We start from the raw sequence: 12,157 nt of genomic DNA, 5'->3' as shown, positions 1-12,157 counted from the left end.
CGGAGAGTCGTGATGGACGTGCTCTACTGGCACTGGTGGGTGTTCGGGCTGGTGCTGCTGGTGGCGGAGATGCTGCTGCCCACCGGCTTCGTGCTGCTGTGGATCGGCGCCTCGGCGATCATCGTCGGGGCCCTGAGCTGGCTGCTGCCGCTGAGCTGGGAGATCGAGCTGGTGCTGTTCTCGGTGCTGTCGCTGGGCAGCTTCCTGGTGTGGAAGACATTCCGCCCGGCGGCGCAGGAAAGCGACCAGCCGATGCTCAATCGCCGCGGCCAGTCCTACATCGGCCGCAACTTCACGCTGAAGGACCCGATCGTCAACGGCGTCGGCAAGCTGCGCGTGGACGACTCGCAGTGGCGCATCACCGGCCCTGACGTGCCTGCCGGCACGCAGGTGCGAGTGACCCGTGCCGACGGCGCCACCCTGCACGTGGAGCCCGCGTAATCGAGCACCAACACGCCAAGGAAGGCACGCCGCTGCGGCATCCGCTGCAGCCGCCGCACATCACCGGTGCCGAGAACCTATACTCGCTCGGCGAGGAGATCAGCCACGCCGTGACCCACGGCCTGGGCGTGGTGCTGTCGATCATCGGCCTGGTGGTGCTGGTGGCCAAGGCCACCCTCTACGGCAACGCCTGGCATATCGTGGCGGCGGCGATCTTCGGCAGCACCCTGGTGCTGATGTACGCCGCCTCCACCCTGTATCACTCGATCCCGCTGCCCGGCGCCAAGCGCGTGCTGCGCGTGATCGACCACTCGCTGATCTACTTCCTGATCGCCGGCACCTATACGCCGTTCACGCTGATCACGCTGCGCGGCCCCTGGGGCTGGGGCCTGTTCGCCTTCACCTGGGGACTGGCACTGGCCGGCGTGGTGTTCAAGATCTTCGCCACCGGCAAGTTCGAGAAGATCTCGCTGGCCATCTACCTGCTGATGGGCTGGTGCGCGCTGGTGGCGATCAAGCCGTTGCTGGTGGCGCTGGAGCCGGCGGCGCTGTGGCTGGTGCTGGCGGGCGGCCTGACCTACAGCGGCGGCGTGGCCTTCTACACCTGGACCAGCCTGCGCTACCACCACGCGGTCTGGCACCTGTTCGTGCTGGGCGGCAGCGTGCTGCATTTCTTTGCGATCCTGTTCTACGTGATTCCCGGACCCCAAGACTAGGAGCCTGCCGGGCGGCTAGACTCCCGGAACAAGCTAGACTCCCGGAACAAAGAGGAGAGTCCATGGCCAAGAACGGCTTTGCCGCGGTGCGCAGCCCCTATCTGGTGCCCTACGACGGCACGTTCCGCGTCGACCGCACGGCGACCAAGCCGCCGGCCAAGCATGCCGACAAGGAGACCTGCAAGCTCTGGCTGGCCGAGGCCGTGGAGGAACTCTCCGGGCTGCAACACATGCTGTATGCCCATGACTACCACAGCGTATTGCTGGTCTTCCAGGCGATGGACGCCGCCGGCAAGGACAGCACCATCCGCGCCGTGTTCACAGGCGTGGACCCGGCCGGCTGCGACGTGCATTCCTTCAAGCGCCCTTCGCTGCAGGAGCTGGACCACGATTTCCTCTGGCGCTCCGCCACGCGCCTGCCCGAGCGTGGGCGCATCGGCGTGTTCAATCGCAGCTACTACGAGGAAGTTCTGGCGGTGCGCGTGCACCCGGAGTTCCTCAAGTACCAGAAGCTGCCGCGCATCCCCAAGAAGCTCGACGAGCTCTGGGAAGAGCGCTACGAGTCCATCCGCGACCACGAGAAGCACCTGGCGCGCAACGGCACGCTGATCCTCAAGTTCTGGCTCAACGTTTCGCGCGAGGAGCAGCGCCAGCGCTTCCTGGCCCGCCTGGACGAGCCGGAGAAGAACTGGAAGTTCGAGAGCGGCGATATCACCGAGCGCGGCTTCTGGCGCGACTACATGAAAGCCTACCAGGACGCGCTCAACGCCACCTCGCGCCCCTGGGCGCCGTGGTACGCGATCCCCGCCGACAACAAGCCCTTCATGCGCGCCACCGTGGCGGAGCTGGTCGTCGCCAGCCTGAAGAAGCTGGACCTGCGCTATCCGGAGCTGGAGCCGGAGGAGAAGCTGCGGTTTGACGAGATGCGGGAGTTGCTGCGGAAGGATCGGTAGAGAGGAAATATGCAGAAGGCGCTCGTGGCCATTTTTTGGATGCTTTTCGTCTCACCGACGTGGGCTGTAGGTGGGACGTCCACTTATCGATGCAACTATGAGCACTTCTCTGATGGTGAATCTATACACAAAGCGAAGCCAGCCTTCGCTTTGATCTTTGTCGTCGATTCGGCCGGCAAGGCCACGCTCATAGGAAACAGCGGGAGCAGCGAAGTTCTTGCCTTCGGGAGTGAGGCGAACGACGGAGTTAGCTTCGTCGAGGTGACTGGCGCCGGAAACATTATGTCCACGGCTATCGCGGCCAATGGTGAATCTGTTCACAGCAGAAATACGATACTGGCTGGAGAGTTGGTGCCCTCGCAGTATTACGGGCGATGTATTTTCCAGCCTTCACAGTAGGGCGGGAAAGCGCAGCGCATCCCGCCTTCTGGTGGCAATGCGGAAGGCGGGATGCGCTGCGCTTTCCCGCCCTACGTAGCTAGCAAGGCATCCAGCGAAACTCGACATCCGAGGCCACGATTCGCCATGTGGCGGCCGTACGGGCGCCACACCACTCGATCTCATGGATCAAACGCCCCTGGGTGTCCACGCGCAATTCGTCATAGCGCCAGTTCCGATGGCCTCCCTCGATCCCCGGCGAGTCGAACTGGTACTCGAAAACACGCGGGTAATGAAGCTCGATGTTCCCATCGTGGTAAGCGCCGAGCAGCCTTATGGTGATGGCCGAGCTTCGGATTTCATGGCGCTGCCCGGAGGAGGCCTCTTCGATCCGTATCCATTCCAGCCAGGCGTCATGCGGGCAGTCGTGCCGCTGAAAGTCGAAGTACCAGGCCGAGATCGCCAGGGCATGGGCGCATTTCGGAAAGCGAGTCCGATTCTCTTCCAGGTAAGTCCGATACCTGTGAAATGCCCCGACATGGTCATCATCTCGCTGCGCCGCGAGGATGAACATCGGGGCTACCCCCGTAACGGCAGCGTATGCACCCGCGTCCCCTGGTACGGCCGCCGCGACAGCGTCAGCAGCGCCGCGGCCACGGCCTGGGTGCTGATCGGGCGGTACTTGGCCAGCGGGCCGGCCAGCAGCGGCGAGAGCAGGGGGCTGAGCTTCTGCGCGAAGGCCTCTCCGGGGCGGTGCTCCTCGCGCGGGCCCAGCAGCAGCGAGGGCTGCACGATGCGCAGGGACGGGTAGCCCAGCGCGGCCACGTCCTCTTCCATGCGGCCTTTCACGCGGGAATAGAACGAGGGGGAATGCGACGAGGCGCCGATGGCGGACACTACCAGGAACTGACGGGCGCCCTGGGCCAGGGCGGCGGCGGCCAGGGCCACGACGTAGTCATGGTCCACCTGCTCCAGGCCGGCCCGGCCGGACTTGCCCTGGGTGGTGCCCAGGCAGCAGTAGACATCGTCCGCGGCCAGCTGACTGCCGAGGGCCTTCAGGTCGCTGAAGTCGCTGATGACGGCCTCGAGCTTGGCGTGGGCCTGGGCCGGCGGGCGGCGGCCGATGACCTTGACCCGGCCGTAGTCGGGGGAGGCCAACAGCAGCGGCAGCAGCTGCTGGCCGATGGCGCCGGTAGCCCCGGCGAGCAGGGCGGTCTTGGACTCGTTCACGGTGCTATCCTCGAATCAATGGCCGGAAGTGTACCCGCCGGCAGTTGAAACTGCGGCAACGGTCGCTGGTCAAAGCTTGCCGTTGCCAAGGATGGCCCATGACTTCTGTCTCTTTTGCCCTGCACCCCCGCCTCAACGCCGACTGCATCGTGGCGGGCGACTGGCCGCTGTCCCGCCTGCTGCTGATGAACGACAGCCAGTACCCCTGGTACATCCTGGTGCCCCGGCGCGCAGACATCCGCGAGATCCACGAGCTGGACGCGGCGGACCAGACCCAGCTGTTCCGGGAGTCGATGATCCTGAGCCGTGCCCTGGCCCAGGCCTACAAGGGCGACAAGCTGAACATCGCCGCCCTGGGCAACATGGTGTCGCAGCTGCATCTGCACCATATCGTGCGCTTCACCAGCGACGCCGCCTGGCCCTCGCCGGTCTGGGGCAAGCACCCGGCCGTGCCGTATTCGGAGGGCGAGGCCCTGGCCCAGATCGAGCGCCTGCTGCCTCGGCTGGAGCTGCCGCTGATGCCGCTGCGCACGATTTCGCCCTCGGTCGCTCCGCCGACCGACCAGTAGGCCTTCCGCTCCGCTTGCTTCCCCCCGTGGCCGGTCCCTAGACTGGCCCGACACCGCCCGACACGAGGCGGGCCAGGGCCGTCCGGCCCCAGCACACGATACAGCGAGAGACGAGGGGATAGGGCATGGTCAAGCGGCTGCTGTGGGCGCTGTTGCTGTCTTCACCGGCGGCGCTGGCCGCGACACCGGCCGCGCAGCCCGCGGCTGCCGCCCCGGCGCCCTACGCCGTGCCCGGCGGCGCCGGCCTATACCCGGTGCCCGATGCGCCGTACACCGCCACCTATCGCTCGATCTCGCTGGACGACCTGGTCCGCCTGAACCTTACGACCGGCACCTGGCATGGCTCGCCCAAGGTGCAGAAGGACCGCGCCTGGTACGACGCGCACTTCTACGACACCCTGGCCGCCCGCAAGGTCTGGCGCGACGGCAGCTCGCCGCCGCGCTACCCGCCGTTCCAGGGGCCCATCACCTGGGACATCGTGCCGATCCCGCAGGCGCCGCCGCCGCCCTGCGACCAGCCGCAGCCCACCGGCTACGACGCCGAGTCCTGCCGCTACGTCAACCAGCTGTTCAAGGACCTGGCCAAGACCAACCCCGCCGCCGCCCGACTGGCGCGTGAGCAGGTCCGCCGCGGCCGCGATGTCTGGTTCAAGGGCAGCTTCGGCAACCAGGACGAGGAGTACCTGCACACGACGCGCACGGTGGGCAAGGACAACGTCTGGTATCCCTGGCTCGACACGCGCGAGCGCAAGCACCGCTTCACCAAGTGGGGAATGATCAACGACCCGGACTGCACGGAAGGCGATGCCAGCACGAACTGGTACGACCGCTGCCCGGACGCGCACAGCTCCGGCGTGCTGGGCTACCGCAAGTACCACCAGGACGTGACCAAGGATGCCTCCGGCAAGGTGACGTTCGACCCGGCCACCTCGCCCTACCGCAAGGACGAGCTGCAGAAGAACCTGCGCTACGTGCTGGGTGGCCCCTGCGTGCAGTGCCACGTGGCTTTCGACCCCACCAACCCGCCGAAGGACCCCAACCAGCCGAAGTGGGAGAACATCCACGCCACCATCGGCAACCAGTACACCATGCAGCCGATGCAGTACGTGATGGGTACGCCGGAGGATTCGCTGTCGCGCCAGGTGCTGGGCGTAGGCCATCGCGTGGGCACCATCGACACTTCGCTGGTGGCCACCGACTTCCAGCACAACCCGGGCACGCAGAACAACATCATGGACTTCTCGAACAAGCGTCTGTTCGAGGAGAGCATGAAGGACCCCGTCACCGGCAAGATCACCAAGGCGCGCACGCGCCACGTGCTTAAGGGCGGTGAGGACAGCGTCGGAGAACATCTCGCGCTGATCCGCGTGTACGTCAACATCGGCATGTGCACCGAGGAATGCTGGACACCCAAGTTCCCCAAGCCGGGCACGTTCTTCGGCGACAAGTCGCACCAGCAGCCCTTCGACATCGCGCAGTGCGCCAAGGACTGCGAGGCCTGGAACTATGCCGACGCCAAGATGCCGGAGCTGGCCTCCTTCCTGATGACCGGCGGCCCCACCTACCTGCTGAAGGCCAGGGACGTGGACGGCACGCCGGGCTCGGCCTTCATCGACCTGGCCAAGGTGCCGCAGGGGCGCAAGGTCTTTGCGCGCGAGTGCGCCGGCTGCCACAGCTCCAAGTTCGCGCCGGACAACGTGCGCGCCGACAAGGCCGCGCTGGAGCGCTACTACGAGGGCCATGTCTTTGGCGCCGAGGACTACTGGCAGCACGAGTTTACCCAGGCCGAGCGCGACTCGCCGGCATTCCAGGCCAAGTACCTGGCCAAGGATCCGCAGAGCGGCAAGCTGCGGCCGCGCCAGTTCGTCGGCAAGGACTTCCTCGGGCAGGACTGGCTGGCCAACGACGAGCCGGTGCCGTTCAACATCATCGGCACCAACATGTGCCGCGCCATGCACGACAATCACAGCGCCGGCCACATCTGGGAGCAGTTTGCCTCCGAGGACTATCGCGCGCGGCCGTCGCCGGGCTCGGTGCCGCAGGTGCTCAACCGCATGGTGCCGGGCCTGGGCGGCCGCGTGCTGGGCGAGAAGAAGATCGAGGGCGGCAGCGGCTACCTGCGCAACTTCTCGCTGCTGTCGGCCTGGGCCACCGCGCCCTTCCTGCACAACAACGCGGTCGGCGAGCTGACGCACCTGAAGGACGGCAGCATCGACTACACCGTGCGCGGCCGCGTGAAGCAGTTCGAGATGGCCTTCGACGAGCTGCTGACCTCGGACAATCCCAAGGTCACGCCGCACCGCCCGCAGAAGATCAGCGTCACCGACCGCGACATCAAGCTGGCGCCGCGCGAAGACCAGCAGGGGCCGATCCGCCTGCCGGTGAAGAAGGGCACGCCGGTCGCGGCCTTCACCTCGTCCGATCCGCATTCGCCGCTTTTCATGAAGTGCGATGACCTGGTGGAGAACAAGGGTCACCAGTTCGGCGTGTCGCTGTCGAAGGACGACAAGCTGGCGCTGCGCGAATTCCTCAAGCTGATGTAGCCGGCCATGTTCGTCGGCCACTACAGCGCCGCCTTCGCGCTCAAGGCCTCGCAGCCGAGGGTGCCGCTGTGGGCGATGTTCCTCGCCGTGCAGGCGGTGGACATCGGCTGGGCGCTGCTGGTGATGGCGGGCATCGAGAAGGCACGGGTGGTGCCGGGCTTCACCGCGGCCTTCCCGGTGGAACTCTACTACATGCCCTACACCCACAGCCTGCTGGCCACCGCGATCTGGGCGACCGCGCTGGGGCTGGCATATCTCGCCTGGCGCCGTGGCGACGGCCGCGCGGCGGCGCTGGCGGTGGCGGCGGCCGTGGCCTCCCACTGGTTCCTCGACCTGCTGGTCCACGCCCCGGACCTACCGCTGTATGGGGACCAGCACAAGCAGGGCCTGGGCCTCTGGAATTACCCGCTGCCCGAGCTGGCGCTGGAACTGGGCCTGCTGGCCGGCGCCATCCTGCTCTACGTGCGCGCGCTGCCGCAGCATGCGCGGCGTGCCTGGACGCTCGGCGCGGTGCTGGCGCTGGTGCAGGCCGGTCATACACTGGGGCCGTGGCTGATGAATGACGCCCGCGGCGTGGCCGCGATGGCGCTGGGCGGCTACCTGGTCTTTGCCGTCGCCGCGGGCTGGGCCGAGCGCGGAGCCGCGCCGGCATGAAGCGCCTCTTCGTCCTGCTGTTGCTTGCCGGCCTGGGCATTGCCGCCTGGCTCTGGCTGCGGCCCGAGTCGGGGCCGCGCGGGCCGGATATCGTCCAGCGCAGCACGCAGGAGCCGGTGCATGCCGCGCCGCGCCTGAGCGCGAGGCTGATCGCCACCGAGGATCTGCCGCCGGCCGGCACGCGCTCGCTGTTCGATCACCTGGTGGCGCAGAACGACGGCCTGCCGTATCCCTTCGAGAAGCTGGTGGAGATGCTGAAGAAGCAGGATCCGGAAGGCCGCATGCCGGTGACGCTGATGATCCCGCAAGGGCGTTCGCTGTTGAAGGCGCAGGCGGACTTTCATCATCCACGCGTGCTGGTGGCGGCGGATTTCCAGGCGCCGGGCACGCCGGCCTCGCTGGGCCTGGCGCCGCGTGGCCAGTTGTTCCTCGGCTTCGTGGAAGATGCCAACGAGATCGAGGTGCTGAGCTACAACGAGGCCGCTGGCCGCTTCGAGTTCCAGCTGGTGCAGGACTACTCCGCCACCGGTGCGCGTCGCATCGTCTACGCGCGCCGCGCGGTCTGCACTACTTGCCATCAGGGCGGCACGCCGATCTTCCCGCAGCGCCCCTGGGCCGAGACCAACGGGCAGCCCGAGATCGCCGCGATGATCGCCGCCGCGCGTGGCAACGAGCCCTACCTCGGCATGCCGCTGGAGCAGCCGCTGGCTTCGCCGGAGCGTTTCGACGAGTTGACCGACACCGGCACCTTCGTTGCGGTGACGCAGCAGCTGTGGATCGATGCCTGCGGCGCGGAGGGAGCGGATTGCCGCCGCCTGATGCTGAAGCTGGCACTGCGCTATCTCTCCGACCCCGGCAATTTCGACGCCCAGTCCGTCGATGCCGCGCGGCTGCGGCAGATGCAGGCCGCGTCCTGGCCGCCGGAGGGCATCGCCGTGCCGGAGTCGGACCTGCGCAACCGCGATCCGCTGGCCGGGCAGCGCGGCCTGCGCAACCGCATCCGCGCACTGTTCACGCCGGCACCACAGCCGGGCGAGGGTGCCCGCAACAACGAGGACCTGGTGGCCTTCGACCAGCTGCCGAAGCTGCCGGCGGTATTGGACCCGCTGACACCGCGCCCACCCAAGCGCAAGCTGACCGCTGGTGACATCGATGGCGTCTACGGCCTGGCCGCGCTGTTCAGCGACGGCGACCGCGCGCGGCTGGAGCAGGCCGGGGGCATCGGCCCCGAGCGGTTGGAGGCGGCGGTGGACCGGCTCGACCCGATGCTGTTCCGTGCCGCGCCCGTCTCGCGGGTGAAGCTCATGCAGGCCCTGCTCGGCGCCCTGGGCGAGAAGACCCTGCCGGCCTACTGCTGCCTGGATACGGCTGAGATGTCGCCGCCCCAGGCCAGCGGCGGTCCGCCGCTGGAACTGTCCGCCGGCTCGCCGCTGCATCCCTTCGAGGAATACTGTTTCAGCTGCCACCGCGGTAACCCGGCCAAGCGCCTGGACTTCATGGGCGGGCGCAACGAGGCCGAGGTGCTGGCCCAGGTCAAGGCCACGCCCAAGATCCGCGACGTGCTCGACTGGGAGCGCTACCGCGGCAGCGACAAGGCGCATACCCTGATGCCGCCTGCGGACTCGCCGCAGCGCGCCGCGATGGAGGATGCGCTGAAGAAGGATCCGAAGCTGATGGAGCGCATGCGCGACACGGTTCCGGGGCTGTTCGACTTCTAGAAAAACGTGAGGGGTGAGGCGTGAGGCGTAACAGCAAGAAGACAGAAGCAGCGCCGCGGCGGCGCACGGCTTTTCAACGCCTCACGCCTCACGCCTCACGCCTCACGGCGGCGCTGCTCCTGTGGAGCTGCACCGCAAGCGCCGAGCCCGCCTTCGCCCGGATGTACAAGGCCGAGTACGGCTACGCGCCCTCCTGCAATGCCTGCCACAAGGATGGCGGCGGCACGCCGCTGAATGCCTACGGACAGGAGTTCAAGGACGCCGGCATGAGTGCCGGGTCCTTCGCCAAGATCGCCAGCAAGGATGCCGACGGCGACGGCGCGGCCAACGGTGCCGAGGCGCAGGCCCGCGCCAATCCCGGCAGCAAGAGCTCCACGCCCGCCAGCAAGGGTGACTGGCTGGACACCGCCAGCCTGATCCCGCGCGAGGTGCAGGCGGCATTCCCCGGCGTGCGCGAGTACCTGCCGCGCGACGCGATCCTGACCGACGCCGATATCGCCCGTGCCAAGACAATGGGCGCCGTCCTGGGCAAGGCCGACGAGAACACCATCTACGTGCCGCTGCAGGACAAACGCCCAGCCGGCACGGCGCTGATCTTCCCCGCCGAGTTCAAGGGCAAGCTGTTCTTCCTGCTGATGGTGACCGACCGCCAGCTCAAGGTGACCCAGGTCAAGCCCATGAGCAGCACCCAGGTGCCGGCCGCGGCGCAGAGCAAGGTCTATGGCAAGTTCAACGGCATCGCCGTGGACCAGCTGCCGGCAGCCACCGGCAGTGACCTCGATGCTGCTATCACCGCGGCGGTGAAGAAGGCGGGCACGCTGCTCTACGTGAGGCTCAAGAATGCTTAATACCCCTCGCCCGCTTGCGGGAGAGGGGCAGGGGAGAGGGTGTCTGTGAAAGCTAGAGGATGGCGACGTCGGGAGAGTTCTACAGAAACCCTCTCCCCCAGCCCCTCTCCCGCATGGCGGGAGAGGGGAGTGATACGCCTGTTCGAATTCGGCCTGGTGGCCTTCTTCGTCGCCGTGTTCCTGCTGGCGCGCAGCCTGGCGGTTTCTGCGGCCGACGCGGATGCCGCGCAGGTGCCGGCGGCCGAGACGCAGCAGGCCCAGCCTGGCGGCGACGACTTCGACTTCTTCAGCGACCAGCCGGTGGAGAGTGCGGCGGTGGTCGAACTGCCGCCGGAGAAGCCGCTGTGGATCACCGCGGGCGGCCCGCTGGCGCTGATCGCGGTGTTCTTCCTGATCCTGGCGGCGGTGTGGTGGTTCATCCCCTTCGACTCGCACAGCGTGGAGCTGAACCTGCGCGAGCTGCCGCCGGCGGCCAAGCGCGGCATCGCCATGGCAGTGGTGATGTTCGGCATCGCCTTCTGCTTCGGAGCGTCAGAGATCTGGTACCAGCTGCGGCTGCACGGCACGGCGCAGGCTTACTTCGAGCAGATGTCGCTGGGCAAGCTGATCGCCTTCACCCATGCGCACCTGTTCGGCTTCACCACCTGCTTTTTCATCATCGGCATCCCGTTCTCGATGCAGTTCAACCAGCTGCAGTCCTACCAGTGGATCTTCCCGGTGGGCCTGGCCGCCTCGATGGTGGACGTGATGTCCTGGTGGGGCATCAAGTACGTGGCGCCGAGCTTCGAGTGGGTGTCGATGTTTTGCGGCATCCTGTTCAGCTTCAGCTACCTGTTCATGCTGGTGGGCCTGCTGCGCGTGTTGCTGTTCCCGGACGTGATCTGGCGTTCCGACAAGGACCGCGCCCAGCGCCTGCAGCAGCGGGCCGAGCTGCGCGAGGCGGCCAAGCACCATGAAGGGGACTACTAGGCTGGTTTTACTGGGGGCCTTCAGGGGGTTTTAGCCGATCGGCTAATGCCATGACCCGATCCCTCGCGGCAGAATAAGATTAGGGTTCAAACCAGCCCAGGAACGGGCGCATACAACGGGGGATGCATGAAAGGGGCGAAATGGGTGGGGCTCGCTGCCCTGCTGAGCGGAGCGGCACACGCGGGCGTCTATGCGGGCGGCGCCGCCAGCATGACGCAGTACGAATACGAGAATGTCGATGACGCGGCCGGCTTCACCGCTTTCGCGGGGTTCCGCCCGGAATCGCTGCCGCTAATGTTCGAGGTCGCCTACACGGACTTCGGCGAGCATGACGTTTCCGACCTTCCCGGTGTCAGCATTGGATTCTCCGGGGTACGTGCCTCGGCTGGCTATTACGGCCGCCTGAGCCCAAGCGGCTCCGGTGTCTGGATCAAGGGGGGCTACTACAAGGGTGACTCCGAGGGAAAAGAGGCGGGTTTCGGCAGCGATGAGCTGTCCAGCAGCGGCTTTACTTGGGGCATCGGCGGCGACTGGAAGATCACCCGCCATTTCGGCCTGCGGCTAGACCTCGAAAGCTACATGGGCGTGAAGGATTTCAATGGTTATCCGGTGACCGTCGATAACGAGAGCGACGTTACCGTGATCAGTCTGGGCCTGGTGTTCGAATTGCCCTCGGGAGGCTCTTCCTCTTCCTCCAATTCCAGCAGCCGCAGCAGCTATACACCGCCGCCGGCTCCCGCACCGGCGCCTGCGCCGGCCTACACCCCCGCACCGGCCTACACCCCGGCTCCTGCGGCGATGCCGCCAGAACCGGTGGCTACGCCGGCCCCGGCCCCGCAGCCGGTACTGGCTGCGGCCCCGGTGGCTCCGGCCGCTGCCGCGTCCGCGTCCAAGCCCGTCATGCCGATCATCGGCGTCCGCCGCACGGCCCAGCCGACCGCGCTGCTGCGTCAGCCGCGTGCTGGCGCTCCGGTAGACGGCAGCCTGCCTGCCGGCTCGGAGGTGCAGCTCATGCAGCGCGTACCCAATGCGCTCGGCGTGTGGTGGTATGTCTATGCCGGCAACACCACCGGTTGGGTGAACGACAGCGCCCTGGCGCCGCAGTAAGCTGGACAAGGCGGCCCGGCGGGCGGGCCGC

At 67.1% G+C, this 12,157-nt stretch carries 13 protein-coding genes; 11 read left to right on the top strand and 2 right to left on the bottom strand.

The genetic code is table 11. From position 1 onward, the window contains the following. Positions 1 to 12: 12 nt before the first annotated feature. The 4 genes from QT386_RS09980 to QT386_RS09965 all read left to right on the top strand — a co-directional run bounded on the left by QT386_RS09980 (position 13) and on the right by QT386_RS09965 (position 2,509). Complete coding sequence (locus QT386_RS09980; protein WP_289273607.1) at positions 13 to 441, top strand: NfeD family protein; 429 nt, start codon at positions 13 to 15, stop codon at positions 439 to 441. Then, the gene (locus QT386_RS09975; protein WP_367401420.1) at positions 441 to 1,157 is read left to right on the top strand and encodes a hemolysin III family protein; all 717 of its coding nucleotides are present in this window, start codon (positions 441 to 443) and stop codon (positions 1,155 to 1,157) included. The genes QT386_RS09980 and QT386_RS09975 overlap by 1 nt, the downstream gene beginning before the upstream one ends. Positions 1,158 to 1,219: 62 nt before the next feature. After that, positions 1,220 to 2,110, top strand: coding sequence for a PPK2 family polyphosphate kinase (locus QT386_RS09970; protein WP_289273606.1), 891 nt, complete (start codon positions 1,220 to 1,222; stop codon positions 2,108 to 2,110). Between the two features lie 9 nt (positions 2,111 to 2,119). Then, positions 2,120 to 2,509: a hypothetical protein gene (locus tag QT386_RS09965; RefSeq protein WP_289273605.1), complete on the top strand. Its 390-nt coding sequence runs from the start codon at positions 2,120 to 2,122 to the stop codon at positions 2,507 to 2,509. Positions 2,510 to 2,588: 79 nt separating this feature from the next. Here the strand turns inward: QT386_RS09965 and QT386_RS09960 are convergent, their stop codons facing one another. Both QT386_RS09960 and QT386_RS09955 read right to left on the bottom strand, forming a co-directional pair. Beyond that, entirely contained in the window at positions 2,589 to 3,062 is a 474-nt protein-coding gene (locus QT386_RS09960; protein ID WP_289273604.1) for a hypothetical protein, read from the bottom strand. A gap of 5 nt (positions 3,063 to 3,067) precedes the next feature. Next, the gene (locus QT386_RS09955) at positions 3,068 to 3,718 is read right to left on the bottom strand and encodes an NAD(P)H-binding protein (protein WP_289273603.1); all 651 of its coding nucleotides are present in this window, start codon (positions 3,716 to 3,718) and stop codon (positions 3,068 to 3,070) included. A 98-nt stretch (positions 3,719 to 3,816) separates the two neighbouring features. Here QT386_RS09955 and QT386_RS09950 point away from each other — a divergent pair, with 98 nt between their 5' ends. From QT386_RS09950 to QT386_RS09920, 7 genes are all read left to right on the top strand, one after another. Next, the gene (locus QT386_RS09950) at positions 3,817 to 4,287 is read left to right on the top strand and encodes an HIT domain-containing protein (RefSeq protein ID WP_289273602.1); all 471 of its coding nucleotides are present in this window, start codon (positions 3,817 to 3,819) and stop codon (positions 4,285 to 4,287) included. 125 nt (positions 4,288 to 4,412) lie between these two features. After that, positions 4,413 to 6,830 (top strand): hypothetical protein, encoded by a 2,418-nt coding sequence (locus QT386_RS09945; RefSeq protein WP_289273601.1) that lies wholly within the window; start codon positions 4,413 to 4,415, stop codon positions 6,828 to 6,830. Between the two features lie 6 nt (positions 6,831 to 6,836). Next, positions 6,837 to 7,484, top strand: a complete 648-nt coding sequence (locus tag QT386_RS09940) for a hypothetical protein (protein WP_289273600.1) — start codon at positions 6,837 to 6,839, stop codon at positions 7,482 to 7,484. Next, positions 7,481 to 9,202 carry a hypothetical protein gene (locus QT386_RS09935; protein ID WP_289273599.1) on the top strand — a complete coding sequence of 574 codons (1,722 nt, stop codon included), beginning with the start codon at positions 7,481 to 7,483 and terminating at the stop codon, positions 9,200 to 9,202. Before QT386_RS09940 ends, QT386_RS09935 begins: the two co-directional genes overlap by 4 nt. Positions 9,203 to 9,222: 20 nt before the next feature. Then, a complete protein-coding gene (locus QT386_RS09930; RefSeq protein WP_289273598.1) occupies positions 9,223 to 10,050 on the top strand; it encodes a hypothetical protein in 828 nt (275 codons plus the stop codon). 129 nt (positions 10,051 to 10,179) lie between these two features. Next, positions 10,180 to 11,019: a hypothetical protein gene (locus QT386_RS09925; protein ID WP_289273597.1), complete on the top strand. Its 840-nt coding sequence runs from the start codon at positions 10,180 to 10,182 to the stop codon at positions 11,017 to 11,019. Positions 11,020 to 11,145: 126 nt separating this feature from the next. Continuing rightward, positions 11,146 to 12,126: an outer membrane beta-barrel protein gene (locus tag QT386_RS09920; protein ID WP_289273596.1), complete on the top strand. Its 981-nt coding sequence runs from the start codon at positions 11,146 to 11,148 to the stop codon at positions 12,124 to 12,126. Positions 12,127 to 12,157: the final 31 nt, after the last annotated feature.

The organism is Solimonas sp. SE-A11, assembly GCF_030345715.1.
Classification (GTDB): domain Bacteria; phylum Pseudomonadota; class Gammaproteobacteria; order Nevskiales; family Nevskiaceae; genus Solimonas_A.
The sequence above is the reverse complement of the archived record's forward strand: the minus strand, read 5'-3'. Positions and strand labels throughout refer to the sequence as shown.